Source organism: Cycloclasticus sp. PY97N, assembly GCF_002443175.1.
Classification (GTDB): domain Bacteria; phylum Pseudomonadota; class Gammaproteobacteria; order Methylococcales; family Cycloclasticaceae; genus Cycloclasticus; species Cycloclasticus pugetii.
In genome coordinates, this window is record NZ_CP023664.1 from 2,053,047 (window position 1) to 2,068,934 (window position 15,888).

A 15,888-nucleotide genomic window follows, 5' to 3' on the forward strand; every position below is an offset into this window, starting at 1 on the left:
CGCTTATCTATTTGCAATCACCAATGCAGCTATTGCCGCAGCACCTAGTAGCAACAATCCAGTATTTGATTTCTTCTCGGTCTCTACAGCTATACCATTCTTTATCGCGTTGTCGAAGGTTTGTTCAATACTGGCCGTCACTTCTGCCATAGACACACGATAGCGCCTCGACAACTCAAAAAGCTGCTCCATGCTTAGCGAATAATCGCCTTTCTCCAACCTAGATAAGCTAGACGGCCCTAAGCTTAAGCCTTCCGTCGCTTCACTCTGATTTAAACCAGCAGCTTTACGATAGTGAGCTAATACGGCACCGACTACCTGATCAAAGACAATTCCAGATTGCATGTTGACAACACCATATGATTAGTGATTTACTCATATTTGCTAATTTAGCAATTTTAATATTTTATCAATTATGAGGAATTGTAATGTTACAAGTAGTTATTGTCTATATGGGGCTGTACAAGCACTGGGCTCTTATGTCCGATAGAGCGACGGATGGCAAGCCAATGCTAATATCCAACACTTGGCGAAATGGCACCGTTAAGGAAGAGTCGTGGGATCAAGTCGTAGGGAATAGGAAATTCGAAGTTCACAACATTGAGATAAGCACAGCACCGAGCTTAATACTTGCCAAAGCGAGAAGTTGTATTAACCGGGTGAAATACGACCTGCTTCAATACAACTGCGAACACTTTGTACACGAAGTTATTACCGGGGTAGCCAAAAGTACCCAAGTAAAGCAGGCTTTGGCAATAAGCAGTCTAACTGTTGGGGCTCTCTATCTGATGTCGAGGAATCGCTAAAAGTACTTCTTCAACCACTCAAACCCAATACGAACAGCTATCCCTAGCAGAAATGCAAATGGCAGAATGACGATCACCGGATTGATACTGAACGGCAGGCTGATATAGACCACACATGCAGCTACAAATGAAGGTACGACGGATCGCCTGGCCAGATTGAAGACATTACTGCTTTCACGCCCCCCGCCCCATCGCCTGAGGTCACGTTCCACCAGCCCGTCAACACCGCCCACGAGCGCCGCAACTAGGAAGATTGGCAGTGAAAACAGGATGAGCGCTAACCGGATAATGAAGGTTTGTGTGACGTAGGTAGACGCTTCAAGGTAGTCGTCGAAACGTTGGTATAAGTCATATCCCCACCCCTGCAGCGATGAAAAAAAGCTGCCGTCAGGAACATCAGGTGCGTTATATAGAAGCGTATTAAGCCAGGATTGACGGGCTATCCAGCTCGTCGCCTCATGCGTCATGGCAATAACATCATGCCTGATCGCTAACGATTGATCATAGAGTTGCTGATTGAGATATGACTGGTCAGCAGCCAGAACGGCTTTTGCGTGGTCTGCCCCTTGCTCTGGCCAGAACCAGATCATGCCTAGCCACTCAATGATGATAGACAGCATCAAACTGATCACCAACCAAACCACCAGTTGAACCAGTGCAGAAAACAGCTGGCCGATCAGGCCGGGTTCTTTTCTCCTGGGGGGCTGATACTGCTGTGACTTGGCCATGGGCTTATCACCCTTGCCTATCGACCATAATAGCTCGGCCAGTCCACGACTGACGTATAACTGCGCCGCATATGCTGAAGCATGTCACCCAAATCGTCGGGCAGTTCCTGATCATCCATTTTGGATGGCATGGGAATGCGGATTTTCCACAGCTCACTGCCTCTAAGCAGTACGAAAGCCTGCCCTTTGGGAAGCGCCACAATATCCGCCGGTGAGATCATCGGCACGCGACTAATACTCACCCGATCCTGATTATTTGAGGTGAAACCAATGCCAGCAGAGGTATCGACATTGTCGGTGACGCCGGAAACTGCCATGATTTCGCTGACACTCACCTCCGGTAGCTGCTTGGTGAACATTTCACAGGTCGCCACCTCTTTCACACCCATGATCAGCATAGTGCCAATATTGCCAGCCAACTGCCCGGCTTTCGCTTCGCTACCCAACTCGGCAATCGGGTCGCTCCAGGTTTGGGTATATAAATTAAGCTGGTAGCCAGCCCCACCACTTTTATTGATCAGCGTCTTAAACTGCGGCCCGATCAAGTCAGAGAACTCATCCCCGTGGATCACAATATCCGGTGGTTTACTGACCCGCTCGTTCGTATTACTTGGCGCTATGCCATGCTTATAGATATGGCCTGCCAGACTGGTCAGATCACTGAACATGGAAGCACCCACCGCACTGGCTACTTCTGGGTCGGTAAGCGCATCCAGCCCCACATAGACAACGGCGTTAGATCTTATCGCTTGCGCCCATTCCAATACCGGACGCTGATCGTCGGTATTCGCCTTATCGGGTGCCAGGATAGAAGCGATATTGCCTGTGGTTAGCTTTTCCAGGAACGGCTTAATGGACACCGTGATCTTCAAGAAATACTCACGGTCATACCGAAAAGCAGACATTAGCCCTTCTAATACCTGATCGAAAGTCGCATGAGTATTAAGATAGCGCACCATCGCCAGTGCTTCAGGATCTTTGCCCTGATCGATCCTTGGCAATGACTTTATGTTGATACTGTCTTGCAGCTCTCCCAGCTCATCCTGCCAATCCTCCGGGCCATGCTCAGCCAGCCAATGTCGGCCATACAGAATTAACAGGGCATCAATATCGGTGATATAGCGACGAATTTTAAGGTAATCCGGTGTTTCACCCATTGCCACCAACGCCACGGCAATGACGTTGATAAACTGCCAGGCAAATTCTTTAAACGCACTGGCCTCACCTTCGCCCGGTAGCTGGCTGGCGATTCGCGTCGCTACTTCTGTAATCCGCGAAAAAGAACCAATGGCATTGTAACGGGCGCTCAGCTCGGGGTAGCCCAGATGAAAGATAATGAGCTGACGCCCTTCTTTCTGGGCTTCAACATAGATACGCTTTAGATAATCGGCGTCTCCTTTCGGGTCTAACACAATGACACAGTTTTTGCCGCGTCTAATATCCTGGGTAGTCAGCACTTCGGCCAGCCGGGTTTTGCCATGGCGAGTTCGGGCAATAACCACCATATGCCCGACCCGGTCACTGAGCGGCATTGTGGCATTGGTTTCCCCTCTGATCCCGACGCCATGTATGACGGCATCGCCCCCGATTGCTGGCGGGGGACGGACGGGATTCAGAGGGGAATCTAGTGCGGTCCATCGCATGATCGTTCGCAATAGGGGCGTATGCTCCCATTCGATCTCTTTGCGACGAACCCATTGTTTGATGGCGCTGGGCTGCAGATAACGTTCAGCGCGTTTATCGCGGGCAGCGTAGAGTCGTTCGGTGTGTGTCTGGTTCCAGCGAAAGCCTCGCCCTAAGAACAACACCGACTGACTCACCGGCACTTGGGATGATGACATGACATAGCGCGGGCTGCGCTTGAGATGGCGCTGATATTGAATCACTCGCCAGGCCTGGCGACCACGCCACACACCGACCCCACCCAGACACCCGGCGCTGAACAGGGCAACCGATGGCGTCATCATCAAAGTGTGTGGTGCAGCTAATACGATCCCTGCACAACTCAGCGCCACTATCGCCGAAGACAGTTCCACAGGGGGACGTAATAACACCTCAACTTCATACCGATCAGTCACTGCTCCCAACCCTCCTTTGATAGCAAGATCGGGTAGTGACTCAGACCCAGCTTAGTGGCGAAACCCTCCGCTGATGCGGGCACCAGACGAAGCCCTTCCGCGATAGCCAAAACCGCCTCAACCTCCTGGCGATCCTTCGCCTCAACCAACAGGCCAACGGCTCCTATACGGATAAGCTGCTCGCGCTTTTCAGCCAACCAGTTTCGCGATTTCTGATCAGACCCCACCAAAAACAAAGGCCGCTGCAGGTAGCGCAATGCTTTTGGGGTGACTGTAACTTTACCCGGCTGCATTGAAGGTGTGGTGATCGGCAGCTTGAACGGCAATTGGCGATTCGCGTCCTGAGCAGTGGGCTTTTCTTGTGGCGCTCGTTTCGGCAGATAGGGCTCAAGCGATAAGGTGTCGCCTGAGTCATAAATTACGGTTAGTGGCTCTCTGGCGTGAGTGCCTAAACAAAGCAACAGGCACAGCAGTCCGAACAGCCCTCGCATTAAAACCACTCCCGCCAGAATTGTTTTACACGCTCACGATAACGCTGGGCGCTGTCGAGCGATTCCGCATCCTGACCGGGATCATGGTAACGCCCTACCGCCTCCCACCAGTCATTAGTCTGCTCAAACTGCTCGTACAGAATCGTGGCTCCGGCACTGAGGTTCTTAATGGGCACCAGCGATTCGTCAATCGTGGCAAACCGTTGCCCGTGCCAACGCCAGTTAACTTGCATCAACCCGATATCAACTGACTGCCTATTTCGGATAGCCTGGGAAACTCGGTGAATTGCATCTTGCTGGGATTCGCAAAAGACGCTTTGGCCATCGATATTCAACGCCCAGGGCCACGGTACCCGCTCACCGCGATAATGCGTACCACTTTCTGCCATTGCTATCGCATAGAGAATATCGACAGGGACTTGATGGACTCTTGGCAACTATCAAATAGGCCACTGGCACGTCCTCCAATGCGACCGCCGCCACTGATTGCATCAATGTCACCCCGGCGATCCATTTTTTCACTAAACAAGGTTTAACCAAACATGACCTCATCAAATAAGGATTCATAACCCTAAACTCTCCCTGCTCAACTGAAAGAAACGTCCATTACGTTTTAAGAAGATCGGCATAGCATCTGCCGTTGAAACCGTGGATTGACTCTTCAATCGCTGTAGTAACCCATCATCACGGTTCAAAGTGAGATGCCCCCCATCGAACCAGGCTGTTTTTATAGCGTGGGCATTCGCCCATGCTCTAACAGCCTCATCATCTTGAGCATCGCGAACGTACACATCGACACCGCTTTGTTGAGCACTCGACAGCAACCCCATTAATCGGTTAATAACCGGCAAACACTCACGGCAATTTGGCGGTACAAAAAGAAGCAGACGGTCACCATCAACAAAGCGTTTTTGCGCTAATCGCTTCGCGTCCTTCATTGCAGACTTCTGTTGTTGGTGCGCAAAGTAAGGAGCCAACAAGCGGTGATCTAACATCTTTGCATTGGGGAACAGACGTTCGAAGGCAGCGCGGTAGGCTTGTTGAAATCTCAACGTGCGCCCGGTTAAATCAAATTCCTGTTGCGCATACAGCTCGGCGTAACGCTGTTCTTCCTGCGGAGACTCTGCAAACATCCCAAGTGCTAACAATGGATCAAGGTCGGGATTCCATTTTCCTAATGGGCCACGCATTAAATCGAGATAACGCTGATACTCTTCTTGATCTAATCCCCACCGTTTCGCCAAGGTCTGTAATTCAATCGTTCGGCTGATCGGCGTTTCAGCACCAGGGGTTTGTGATGTGTGTGTTAAAACCTCATTCGTATCCGCAATCGCTGCGCCGGAAATAGACAAAAGTAAAATCAACCCTATTGCTAAAGTACGCTGGTGATTCACGGTGTCACCTCTCGCTGAATCCATAGACGCTTCTTCCATAGACGATAGTGCTCGTCAACGAGCTGACTGGCTTCAAATGCGGTTGGCAATGTTTCAGGATGAACCGGTGGGATTTTCAGCACTTTGCCTGCCAATAGATGATTCATGTTGCCATTGGCAAACGCATGGGGATTTGCACGAAAGAGGTAAACCAGCACCTGGTCGATTGTCATACCCGTGAGATTAAGCTGACTGGCGATGTGACTTAAACTATCGCCCCGCTGCACCGGCCCGTAGGTTTGATGTTCTTGCTGAGCGGCTGAAATTGGCTCCAGATCCCTCGGCGGCAATAAATTCATTTCCTTCTGATCAAGCCACTCTTGTTTGGCGACCTCCATATCTTCAGCAGTTGCGAATTGATCAAACCCTTCACGCAACTGATAGCGTACTGAGCGCTTGACTGGATTGATTAGAGGTAGAAAGCTTTTCCCGCCAAGGGTGGTCAGAGCATCCATTAACGTCATCGACTCCAAATTCCGGTGCGGTTCCGGAAGTGTCAAAACCAACAAAAGGTATTGTTCGTCTGCTTCTGGCTGTTCATCTACCTCATGAGAGTCGTCTAATTGAAACCCATAGGGTCTCAACAGGAAATCCAGCGCCCCTCCTACCGTGGTAATTTTCTCTGGTACTCGTAGATCGACAATGCTTTTCAGCAGGTCGGTTTTTGCAACCTCAGGCCCCACCTGAACAGTGAGATAGCGACTCTCAAGAATACGACTATCCGCCGTGCCCGTAGTGTTTGCCTGCACCGTTAATGGAAGAGCGAATATCATCGTCAGTATCGCCACCCACCTGTCAATCACTGTCTCTCGCATGAATACCACCATTCATCCAATCATTAAAATCGGTCACCAGATTAGTGATGGCAGCTTGCTAGTGGCAGCGAAAAGCTTTCATGGACAAAAGAAAGAATAGGATTGATCGATTTTCAAGGAGTGGCAGGGAAATAAAAATGATAAAGGTCTGACGGGAGTCAGGCCTTTATCGTGGGTTACTGGGCAAAAGCCAGTTGATCGTTAACTTCTAGTCGCATAGCCGGTGTTGGCTGCCAGTGCTTCAGTACTACGAGGGTTTCCCACCGTACACTTGAGACACCTATCATCGACGTTTCTGTCAACTGACCCTGCAGCTGTGTTAACAACGCGCGGGTACTGTAGCTTTCTGAGATAGTGCCTTCGGCACTGATGCTCAGGGTATTTTCCTCAATGCCTATATCGATATAGCCTGCATCGACAAACTCGGTTTCTCGCAACTTGCTGAGAACGGATCGCACGACGGCTTTATCGGCATCTGCTTTGAGTTTCACTGCACCTCGCATTTCCAGGTACTCCATCATCTTTCTCCTCATCGTTGAATGAACAAGAGAAAGATGTCCCTACGGGAATTCATTTCTCCCGTAGGGGTGGTATAACTGGCTAACGTATCAGCGGTTGCTTGTAACGATTTCGAGCCATACCGATTGATTGGCAGCGTAACTGCCGGGTGCTATTGAGACTGCAATAGCCACAGTGTGATTCGTTATGAGGTTTCAGCGTCAAGGAGGAACGCAGGCAATAGCCGAGTAGTCCTTGATGCGATTGATCATTCTCACCCTTTCAAAGGGGTTGCAGTGATGCTGCAACCCTTGCTACCGGCGAGGGCGGGAAGGCCTAGCGGCCAGGGCAGCGCCCGTTGAGCGTAATTCCCTAATCATTGCTTACCTTCCTAAATAGACCGCCGTGATTTGCTCACGCTCATGACCGAGCTCCTGAGAAATCGCCCAGCGAGCTACCTGATCATTCGCGCGTTCTTCTTCGGTGAGTTCACTGCTAGATGGGCCACCACAGGCCGGGGCCTGCTTTCCGGTGAGTTCGTAATATCGCTCTTGCGCATAGCGGTGACGCAAACCATGCAACTTGGATAGCCCTGCCTTTTGTGTCTCACGTTCATAGAGGCGCATTTGCTGAACATACATCAGGTGGGATGGAATCAATGAGCCTTTCCCTGCCACCAATCGCGCGCGTCTTAAAACATCCCGCTGCTCGTCGGTTCGAATAGGAATTTCCCGTGCCCGCCCTCCTTTACACCAGGTAGATTTCAGACGAATGTAGGTATTTCGGTCTGCGTAATCCGGACTGAACTTGATCGCTTCTTCCCGCCTCAGGCCAAAGGCTTTTTGCAGTTCCAGGCTGATTCTTAAATGCGGGTCGCTAATTTTTTCAAGCAGCTCCTGGTCTAGGTCACGCGCTTTCGACACGTTAGTAACAAAGACCCGAGAGTCAATGCCGTAATAGGCATTGTCCTTAGCCACGACATTTTGCTTACCGATCTTTTCAGCCCACCAACGCAATGCGGCGAGACGATTTTTGATCGTACCGGGAGTTAGCCCTTCTTCCAGATATTTGGCGACCAATGCATCAACATGCTTGGGCTTGAGAGATTTCGCCTCCATACGCCGATAGCCTAATTCATTAAGATGATTCGCCATCGTTTGTAACAACTGGAAACGTTCAGCCTGAGTACTGCGGCTGCCATCCTGATTGCGTTGACATAAATCCTTTAATTGGTAATTGAGATCTTTCACAGACAACTCCTCGTCGAGAATTAAAGCGTGTTCACATTCTCGAAAAAGAAGACGTACTGAGTCGTTAGTTAACCTTTCAAGGCTGAAGGAAATAATCTTCAAGGATTTATTAATGCATCTATCTGATGCCAATAGCCGACACTCAAGCAGAATAATTATTGAACCAACGGAATTCTGCGAAGGGCTGATAGGTCATGCGCTACAGATAGCTTCGTTTGTGTCTAATCGTTCCAGTCAGGTTTGTTGTCCGTTCCTTACCTGGGACGACTGTTCTGAACGGACAAGTTGCCCTATGGAACAGACGTGCGACCGTTCAGAACAGTCGTCTTCAAGCTGGAACAGTGCGGTGTTAAAGTTTCGGTCAGTGTTTATGACTGTCCAGCCACCACGGTGGATGGAGAAGCAATCTCAAAATCAGATTGCTAACGTCACGGGACACCACTCCCACAAAACCTGAATAGCGGCATAACCAACAATGCCAATTCCCGGATGGGTACGACAGGGTTTCGTTTTCACGCTTTAGACAGTACTACTACTTTCGTTCTTTCTTTTGCCAGGCATTTCTCCTTATTTACGTATAAAGCTAAGTGATAAGCCACTCATCGCGGTTGCGTGAGTCAACTTGAAAAGCCCTTTCGAGCCGGTTTGCTATTGAGGATGCAATAGCCACATATGGAATCTGTATTATCAGTGAGTAGGGTTAGAAGAACCCTGATAATGCTTTCGTCATGTTAGGAATATTTATAGGGATCAGTATTCATGGGGATTAGCGATGATTTGCGCCCCACGTCACTGCATTTATTTTGCAGTGACGTGGGGTAGCATCTTTGCACAATTATTCATTGTTTGAATTGTAACGGAATATTCTCGCCATTCGATTAACACATTGCTCAACCCACTCGTTGTAGCTACCTTCCGTCAAGGGCAGAAAGAGTCGATTGAAATCTACCTCTTCATCTTTCGAGAACATCCGCATGGTCATGGATGAACCGCCCGGTGAATTAGCGACATAGGTATTTTCCATATTATGCAAAGCAATATGCGCGAATCCTGAGTTAGCAGTGATCACATGTCTAAAGCCTTTCGTCAGATTAACAATGGTTTGTGGCGGTGCAAAGTGTCCCGAGAAAAACCCGTCATTGGCTTGTGTCGGATTAGCCGTAAGTACCGTCAAACCGTTTGCGCAAAAATAGACGTTGCACTTCCCGCTGCTTAAGCCTGTCCAATGCGCATGATCAATCAATTCATAGCCATCTCGGTATTGGGTAACGCCGCCCTGGCAAAGTCTCGCAAAGTAGTCATCCATCTTCTGCTCTAAAGCAATAATGTCCGTCACTCGCTCTGGCTGCGGTAGAAACGCAAGTATTAATTGGGGGTCATCCTGATAACCACGCCGCTCGTTTATCACTTGCTTGATAAGTATTTTGAAGGCGTCTTCCGAGACCGCCTGACTCATAGTGTCGACATGGCGCAAAGCTTTGACGATTTCATTGTTCAGCTCCAATTCTGTGCTGAAACTGGCACGAAATACCCCTCCCTGATACGCCTCTACTTCGCCAATAAAGGCCTTCTGACGTTCGTCATCAACCGGTGTTTGTTGAATAAAAGCCAATATCGATTTTCCGGTTGCCTTGGCAGCCTCGAATTCAGCTTGCGTAACGGATATACCCTCCGGCGTCTCATAGCCATAGGTTGATCCTAATATGAGCAAGTACACATCACATTGTTCAACTTCGTGGATACACGCTTTCTCTGACGAATATGGCCTTGCGGAAAATGCTTCACACATAATCGGTGTATAGTCCATTAATGTGATGGCCTGTTTTGCGGCATCTCGAAACGCCTCCATCCCTCCGACCACAGAACTTACAAATACCTTACTCAATTAACGACCCTCACTGAAATAAAATGATTATTCAACTACTTGATAGCGGTTTAGCTCACCGCTACTTCTAACCTATTTGCTCACATTATTGGTTAGCGACTAATCGATGTAGTGTTACGAATAGCTTACCGTACTACTGTTATACCAGCCATCACGTTTCCACTAGGTTTCACTATCAAGCCACTTACCATACTCAGTGTGCTGGGCATTTTAACGGGCTTTACCGGGTTCGCTGAACGCTCATTCCCCTGCGGGGAACTGCCGCCCTAACAATCCCTAACGCTTCATCCCTCCGGGCTGCTTAAATTCAGTAATAAACCCATGCTGATCAAACCCCGCTAGGGGCTTTGCCCCACGCGCATTGCAAGTGCAAGGCTTCGCGCTTCCTCACCCGTTCAGATCCCCCCGCTTCGCTCCTCCACTTAGCTGCGGCTTCCGGTGAGCCACCAGCAATTTGCTACCCCCACGCTTCGCCAGCGGTGCAGGAGCGCAGACGGGTGCTGCGCTCGTTAAACAACAAGTGAGGAAAAATCATGAGAAAGACAATTTATGAAACCAACTATGACCGGCTGATTAAGCTAGGTGTTATTACTAATGTGGGGGCTGTAACCGACCAATATCGCCGCAGCCAGGTAGCGGGGCTGATGGATTGGGTGGTCGAGCGATTACCACATCTCGACGGTGCTTCCGGCAATGATGAAGGCATTGCAGTGTCGTTAGCGCATTACTTTGAGCAGAACAGCGATATGTGCAAAGACCCCGAAATGGTAGTGCTTATCTACCCGTCGCAGCGGATGGTGGAAGCCTTTACCTTTGAAATGTCGATACCGCCGATCTACCAGCAAGTCTTTCCAGAGCCAAGGAAGTTATACCCTCACCTGCGTAAGGAACTGAATGCGTTTTTACGGCAGTGGCTGAATAATCTAATTGCACAACAGCATTTCGTATCAGAGTAATCTTTTTTGGCGCATTGAAAGATTTATGGCAGATCGGCGATAGAAGAGTTGTTAGTGTTCTCGCTCGATATATCCGTAAATTGAGTAGATGGAATAATAGCCGTGGGTAACACCAGAGAAACCAAGCATCGGGGTAATGGGAACACTTTAAATTCAGGGAAGACACTGATAAACCGCAGAACATTACTAACGATGATCCCCCTCTCGGATCGTACTATCTACAATATGGAAAAACGCGGCGAATTTCCTCGCCGCATCGTATTAACAAGCCGCAATGTCGCGTGGGATTTAGCAGAAGTAGAAAATTGGATTGAAGAGCGCAAACAGTCGGATGCTAAAGCCATCAGGCCTGGTATGCCTCTACTTCTTGGTTCACGCTAGTCCATTCATCAAGCATATTCGCCCAGTCTTGTAGCATTTCTGTTCGCTGTTCTCGGTATTCCGCTTTATTGTAAATTGCCCTAACCCCCTTCTGTTCATGAGCAAGGCTTTTCTCGATCCAATCCGTATTGTAACCAGCCTCATGCAGTAGCGTACTGGCTGTTCTGCGTAAATCGTGTGGGCCAAATTTAGCTAGAGGTTTTCCATCTTTCTGAGCCGCTTTGTACGTATACGTTAGAACCCGATTAAGTGTTGCATTGCTCATCGGTGTATCCGAATCATAACGCGACGGGAGCACATACTTTGAACCAGCAGCAAACGTCTTCAATGCAATAAAGATATCCATCGCTTGTTGAGATAAGAAAACTAAATGAGGCTTACGTCTTTTCATGCGTTCTTTCGGAATCGTCCAAAGGGCTTCACTAAAATTAATTTCATCCCAGGTTGCGTTGGAGAGCTCTGACTTTCTCACTAAGGTGAGTAGTAATAATTTAATCGCAGCTCTGTATTGAGGTGATGTCCCTATTCGGTTCATGTACGTGTACATCAGATCGATTTCAGCCGGTGTTAACGCTCTATCACGCGGTACAAACCGAGCGATGGTAGTTGGCCGTACCATTTCAGCAGGATTCTCAACATTCTGCCCTCGCTCAATCGCCCAACGGTAGACGTTTAAAACTACCTCGCGCGCATGAACAGCCGTTGCCGGGGCACCTCGTTCCACAATAGCGTCGGTCAAAGATCGTAGATCTTCATGGGTAATCTCAGCCAACTTTTGATTGCCAAAAGTCTTCTTCAACTCTCGGTTATAGACAGACTTGCGCATATCGCGGGTTGAATCCGCCATCTGATATCCACGTAACCATTTATCTGCCCATGCGCCAAATGTTTCGGCACCTTTCACTCGCGCCCTATCACGAGCCTTTTCTTTCGCAGGAGACTTACCAGAAGCAATCATTTTCTTTGCTTCGTTAAGACGCTCCCTGGCCTCAGCCAAGGTAATACCACCAACGCCATAGCGCCCGATGGTCAGCGTTTCCTGGCGACCATTTAATGAATAGTTGTACCTGAATGAAACGACACCGGTCTTGGATACAGCGACGTAAAGCCCGTCGCGGTCGACAACTTTGTACATTTTGTCTTGAGGTTTCAGGTTTCGAAGCTTGGTATCAGTCAACATAAAGGCACCCTCTCAAAACGCCCCTAATACCATGTTGAAAACTAGCGATTTTTAGGGTGTTTTTCTTTTAAATAACAAATACTTACCGGAATCCAATACCATGAAGGCCTTAAAAATCACTGCATGGTATTGTCTTTGGTCATCAACATTGAAAAAGACGATACCATGGAAAATGCCATGAACAAAGTTTGCTTGGCGGTGCTAGAAGGTGCTTGAAATTACCAAGCCCATAAAGAAAAAACCCATTGAGAACAATGGGTTATAGTAGGTTTACTGCTTGTAGATGCTTGGTGTTGCCAGACGTGGAATCATTCCCACTCTATCGTGGCAGGTGGCTTTCCTGAAATATCGTAGGTAACACGGGAAATACCTGATATTTCATTAATAATACGGTTCGACACATGTCCTAAAAAGTCATAAGGAAGCTGCGCCCAACGCGCTGTCATAAAGTCGATCGTTTCAACTGCACGTAATGCAATAACATATTCATAGCGCCGACCATCACCAGTAACACCCACTGATTTAACCGGTAAAAACACCGCAAATGCCTGACTAGTTTTATGATACAAGTCGTGTTTATATAATTCGCTAATAAAGATGTCATCGGCCAGACGCAATAAATCTGCGTATTCTTTTTTTACTTCACCTAATATTCTTACGCCAAGGCCTGGACCGGGAAACGGGTGACGATAGACCATATCCGATGGTAAGCCAAGCTCCACCCCAATTTGCCGAACTTCATCTTTAAAAAGCTCACGTAAAGGTTCAACCAGCTTTAACTTCATGTCTTTTGGTAAGCCACCTACATTATGGTGTGACTTGATAAGATGCGCCTTACCTGTTTTAGCCCCTGCTGACTCAATAACATCCGGGTAAATGGTGCCTTGGGCCAACCATTTTGCATTGGTTAACTTTGCTGATTCTTCATCAAAAATTTCAACAAATAGATTACCAATAATAATTCTTTTCTCTTCAGGGTCAGAAACACCTTTTAATTTATCAAGGTAGCGTTGTTCGGCATTAACACGTATAACATTAACCCCCATGTGTTCAGCAAACATGGCCATTACTTGATCCCCTTCGTTTAAACGAAGCAAACCCGTATCAACAAATACACAGATCAGCTGTTGACCAATCGCCTTATGCAATAACGCAGCAACAACAGAAGAGTCAACACCACCCGATAAACCTAACACCACTTGTTCGTTACCAACTTGTTCGCGAACAGATTCAATACTACTGTCAATAATGTTTTTTGACGTCCACAATGCCTCACACTGACAAATATCCAAAACAAAGCGACTTAAAATTCGCCCTCCTTGTTTTGTATGCGTTACTTCCGGGTGAAACTGTAGGCCGTAAAAATGTTTATCCTCATCAGCCATACCTGCGATAGGAGCGCTTTCGGTGCTTGCCATCAATTTGAAACCTTCAGGCAGCTCAACCACTTTGTCGCCGTGGCTCATCCACACATCCAACATGCCATAACCCTCTGGCGTGGTATGATCTTCAATATCTCTTAATAACTCTGTATGTCCACGTGCTCGAATACTGGCATAACCGAATTCTTTAACCTCAGATGCCTCAACACGACCACCCATTTGAGCCGCCATTGTCTGCATGCCATAACAAATACCTAAGACAGGCACAGATAATTCAAAAACAATGCTGGGCGCTTGGGGCGCATCACCATTTGTAACAGTTTCGGGGCCACCCGACAAAATGATGCCATTCGCCTTAAAATCGCTAATCGATTGCGATTCAACATCGTATGGATAAATTTCACAATACACACCTATTTCGCGTATGCGTCGAGCAATTAACTGTGTGTATTGCGAACCAAAATCTAAAATTAGTATTTTATGAGAATGGATATCTTCGTGTTGCTGTGTATTCAAACTAAACCTCTTTATTATCGTTCAACACGATAATTTGGTGCTTCTTTGGTAATCGTCACATCGTGGACATGGCTTTCACGCATGCCAGCACTGGTAACTCGAACAAATTTTGCTTTATGCCGCATCTCTTCAATGCTTTCACAGCCGGTATACCCCATACTAGAGCGTAAGCCGCCAATAAGCTGATGTACAATACTGACCATGCTGCCTTTATAAGCCACGCGACCTTCAATACCTTCTGGCACTAGCTTTTCAGTATCACTACTTTCTTGGAAATAACGATCACTTGACCCTTCTTGTTGAGACATCGCTCCTAATGAGCCCATACCGCGATAGCTTTTGTAGGAACGGCCTTGAAATAACTCCACTTCGCCCGGTGCTTCTTCTGTACCTGCAAGTAGGCTACCTAACATTACCGAGCTGGCGCCAGCAGCAATAATTTTTGCCACATCGCCAGAGTAGCGTACGCCTCCATCAGATATAACGGGAATACCCATTCCTTTCAATGCCTGAACAGCATTATCAACTGCTGTAATTTGTGGCACACCAACACCGGCAACGATACGTGTGGTACAAATAGACCCTGGACCAATACCTACTTTAACCGCATCGGCACCCGCATCTGCCAATGCTAAGGCTGCATCAGCGGTAGCAATGTTGCCACCAATAACTTGCAAATCGGGGTAATTCTTTTTTACCCACGAAACACGATCTAAAACGCCCTGAGAATGCCCATGGGCAGTATCAACAATAACCACATCAACCCCAGCATCAACTAGAGCTTCAATGCGTTCTTCTGTGCCATGCCCCGTTCCAACGGCTGCCCCAACGCGAAGACGTTCTTGGTTATCCTTACATGCTTTCGGATAGTCCTTAGCTTTTTGAATATCCTTAACGGTAATCATGCCGCAAAGTTTGAAGTTTTTATTCACCACCAACACTTTTTCAATACGGTGTTTATGCAACAGACCAATGACCTCTTCTTTACTCGCCCCTTCTTGAACAGTAACCAGCTTTTCTTTAGGCGTCATCGCTGATTCAATTAAGCCATCTAGGTGCGTTTCAAAACGTAAATCACGGCTGGTTACAATACCCACAAGGTCTGTGCCATTAACAACTGGAACACCTGAAATATTGTGTTGACGGGTTATTGCAATAACATCTCGAATGGTCGTATCGGACGTAACAGTAATCGGGTCTTTAACAACACCACTTTCAAAACGCTTCACCTTCATTACCTCTAGCGCTTGCTGCTTAACCGTCATGTTTTTATGAATAATGCCGATGCCGCCTTCTTGAGCCAACGCAATGGCTAAACGAGCCTCAGTTACTGTATCCATCGCGGCAGATAGAATAGGAATATTTAGAGAAATGCCACGTGTAAGCTGTGTTGTCAGGCTGACATCACGAGGAAGTACCGTAGAATGAGCTGGCACCAACAAAACATCATCAAATGTTAAAGCTTCTTGTTCGAATCGCATATTATCTC

Annotated in this window: 17 protein-coding genes; 3 read left to right on the forward strand and 14 right to left on the reverse strand. The window is 47.8% G+C overall.

Features of this window, described 5'->3' with window-relative positions; translation table 11 throughout:
• Nucleotides 1–3: 3 nt before the first annotated feature.
• The gene (locus tag CPC19_RS09890) at nt 4–345 is read right to left on the reverse strand and encodes a helix-turn-helix domain-containing protein (RefSeq protein ID WP_096910784.1); all 342 of its coding nucleotides are present in this window, start codon (nt 343–345) and stop codon (nt 4–6) included.
• An 83-nt stretch (nt 346–428) separates the two neighbouring features.
• On the opposite strand from CPC19_RS09890, the gene CPC19_RS09895 reads away from it, so the two are divergent.
• Entirely contained in the window at nt 429–806 is a 378-nt protein-coding gene (locus tag CPC19_RS09895; protein WP_096910785.1) for a lecithin retinol acyltransferase family protein, read from the forward strand.
• Here CPC19_RS09895 and CPC19_RS09900 read toward each other — a convergent pair.
• The 10 genes from CPC19_RS09900 to CPC19_RS09940 all read right to left on the reverse strand — a co-directional run bounded on the left by CPC19_RS09900 (nt 803) and on the right by CPC19_RS09940 (nt 9,984).
• Nucleotides 803–1,534: a TIGR03747 family integrating conjugative element membrane protein gene (locus CPC19_RS09900; RefSeq protein WP_096910786.1), complete on the reverse strand. Its 732-nt coding sequence runs from the start codon at nt 1,532–1,534 to the stop codon at nt 803–805. The genes CPC19_RS09895 and CPC19_RS09900 overlap by 4 nt on opposite strands.
• 17 nt (nt 1,535–1,551) lie before the next feature.
• Nucleotides 1,552–3,612 (reverse strand): type IV conjugative transfer system coupling protein TraD, encoded by a 2,061-nt coding sequence (traD, locus tag CPC19_RS09905; RefSeq protein ID WP_096910787.1) that lies wholly within the window; start codon nt 3,610–3,612, stop codon nt 1,552–1,554.
• Nucleotides 3,609–4,103 (reverse strand): PFL_4695 family integrating conjugative element protein, encoded by a 495-nt coding sequence (locus CPC19_RS09910; RefSeq protein ID WP_096910788.1) that lies wholly within the window; start codon nt 4,101–4,103, stop codon nt 3,609–3,611. The genes traD and CPC19_RS09910 overlap by 4 nt, the downstream gene beginning before the upstream one ends.
• Complete coding sequence (locus tag CPC19_RS09915) at nt 4,103–4,492, reverse strand: transglycosylase SLT domain-containing protein (RefSeq protein ID WP_205245773.1); 390 nt, start codon at nt 4,490–4,492, stop codon at nt 4,103–4,105. The genes CPC19_RS09910 and CPC19_RS09915 overlap by 1 nt, the downstream gene beginning before the upstream one ends.
• Before the next feature lie 2 nt (nt 4,493–4,494).
• Nucleotides 4,495–4,617, reverse strand: coding sequence for a hypothetical protein (locus CPC19_RS12010; RefSeq protein ID WP_256382248.1), 123 nt, complete (start codon nt 4,615–4,617; stop codon nt 4,495–4,497).
• A gap of 49 nt (nt 4,618–4,666) precedes the next feature.
• Entirely contained in the window at nt 4,667–5,521 is an 855-nt protein-coding gene (locus tag CPC19_RS09920) for a TIGR03759 family integrating conjugative element protein (protein WP_240183337.1), read from the reverse strand.
• Nucleotides 5,494–6,351 (reverse strand): FimV/HubP family polar landmark protein, encoded by an 858-nt coding sequence (locus CPC19_RS09925; protein ID WP_162789643.1) that lies wholly within the window; start codon nt 6,349–6,351, stop codon nt 5,494–5,496. The genes CPC19_RS09920 and CPC19_RS09925 overlap by 28 nt, the downstream gene beginning before the upstream one ends.
• Nucleotides 6,352–6,527: 176 nt before the next feature.
• Entirely contained in the window at nt 6,528–6,872 is a 345-nt protein-coding gene (locus CPC19_RS09930) for a hypothetical protein (RefSeq protein ID WP_240183338.1), read from the reverse strand.
• 360 nt (nt 6,873–7,232) lie between these two features.
• Entirely contained in the window at nt 7,233–8,099 is an 867-nt protein-coding gene (locus CPC19_RS09935; protein ID WP_096910791.1) for a phage integrase N-terminal domain-containing protein, read from the reverse strand.
• An 835-nt stretch (nt 8,100–8,934) separates the two neighbouring features.
• A complete protein-coding gene (locus CPC19_RS09940; protein WP_162789644.1) occupies nt 8,935–9,984 on the reverse strand; it encodes a DUF4062 domain-containing protein in 1,050 nt (349 codons plus the stop codon).
• 533 nt (nt 9,985–10,517) lie between these two features.
• Between CPC19_RS09940 and CPC19_RS09945 the strand changes: the two genes are divergently transcribed.
• Together CPC19_RS09945 and CPC19_RS09950 are read left to right on the forward strand one after the other, a co-directional pair.
• Nucleotides 10,518–10,940, forward strand: coding sequence for a hypothetical protein (locus tag CPC19_RS09945; RefSeq protein ID WP_096910793.1), 423 nt, complete (start codon nt 10,518–10,520; stop codon nt 10,938–10,940).
• A 192-nt stretch (nt 10,941–11,132) separates the two neighbouring features.
• Complete coding sequence (locus CPC19_RS09950; protein WP_096910794.1) at nt 11,133–11,321, forward strand: AlpA family transcriptional regulator; 189 nt, start codon at nt 11,133–11,135, stop codon at nt 11,319–11,321.
• Here the strand turns inward: CPC19_RS09950 and CPC19_RS09955 are convergent.
• The 3 genes from CPC19_RS09955 to guaB form a co-directional block, all read right to left on the reverse strand.
• Complete coding sequence (locus tag CPC19_RS09955) at nt 11,284–12,501, reverse strand: site-specific integrase (protein WP_096910795.1); 1,218 nt, start codon at nt 12,499–12,501, stop codon at nt 11,284–11,286. The genes CPC19_RS09950 and CPC19_RS09955 overlap by 38 nt on opposite strands.
• A 308-nt stretch (nt 12,502–12,809) precedes the next feature.
• On the reverse strand, nt 12,810–14,399 hold the full coding sequence (gene guaA, locus CPC19_RS09960) for a glutamine-hydrolyzing GMP synthase (RefSeq protein ID WP_015005425.1): 1,590 nt from the start codon (nt 14,397–14,399) through the stop codon (nt 12,810–12,812).
• 14 nt (nt 14,400–14,413) lie between these two features.
• The gene (gene guaB / locus CPC19_RS09965) at nt 14,414–15,880 is read right to left on the reverse strand and encodes an IMP dehydrogenase (protein ID WP_015005424.1); all 1,467 of its coding nucleotides are present in this window, start codon (nt 15,878–15,880) and stop codon (nt 14,414–14,416) included.
• Nucleotides 15,881–15,888: the final 8 nt, after the last annotated feature.

What these genes read in the sequence shown, in the direction of transcription:
- CPC19_RS09900 (WP_096910786.1), bottom strand. Translation starts at nt 1,534, where the DNA reads ATGGCCAAGTCACAGCAGTATCAGCCCCCCAGGAGAAAAGAACCCGGC.
- CPC19_RS09930 (WP_240183338.1), bottom strand. Translation starts at nt 6,872, where the DNA reads ATGATGGAGTACCTGGAAATGCGAGGTGCAGTGAAACTCAAAGCAGAT.
- CPC19_RS09895 (WP_096910785.1), top strand. Translation starts at nt 429, where the DNA reads ATGTTACAAGTAGTTATTGTCTATATGGGGCTGTACAAGCACTGGGCT.
- CPC19_RS09915 (WP_205245773.1), bottom strand. Translation starts at nt 4,492, where the DNA reads ATGGCAGAAAGTGGTACGCATTATCGCGGTGAGCGGGTACCGTGGCCC.
- CPC19_RS09950 (WP_096910794.1), top strand. Translation starts at nt 11,133, where the DNA reads ATGATCCCCCTCTCGGATCGTACTATCTACAATATGGAAAAACGCGGC.
- CPC19_RS09945 (WP_096910793.1), top strand. Translation starts at nt 10,518, where the DNA reads ATGAGAAAGACAATTTATGAAACCAACTATGACCGGCTGATTAAGCTA.
- CPC19_RS09955 (WP_096910795.1), bottom strand. Translation starts at nt 12,501, where the DNA reads ATGTTGACTGATACCAAGCTTCGAAACCTGAAACCTCAAGACAAAATG.
- guaB (WP_015005424.1), bottom strand. Translation starts at nt 15,880, where the DNA reads ATGCGATTCGAACAAGAAGCTTTAACATTTGATGATGTTTTGTTGGTG.
- CPC19_RS12010 (WP_256382248.1), bottom strand. Translation starts at nt 4,617, where the DNA reads ATGGATCGCCGGGGTGACATTGATGCAATCAGTGGCGGCGGTCGCATT.
- CPC19_RS09925 (WP_162789643.1), bottom strand. Translation starts at nt 6,351, where the DNA reads ATGCGAGAGACAGTGATTGACAGGTGGGTGGCGATACTGACGATGATA.
- CPC19_RS09920 (WP_240183337.1), bottom strand. Translation starts at nt 5,521, where the DNA reads ATGGATTCAGCGAGAGGTGACACCGTGAATCACCAGCGTACTTTAGCA.
- CPC19_RS09910 (WP_096910788.1), bottom strand. Translation starts at nt 4,103, where the DNA reads ATGCGAGGGCTGTTCGGACTGCTGTGCCTGTTGCTTTGTTTAGGCACT.
- CPC19_RS09890 (WP_096910784.1), bottom strand. Translation starts at nt 345, where the DNA reads ATGCAATCTGGAATTGTCTTTGATCAGGTAGTCGGTGCCGTATTAGCT.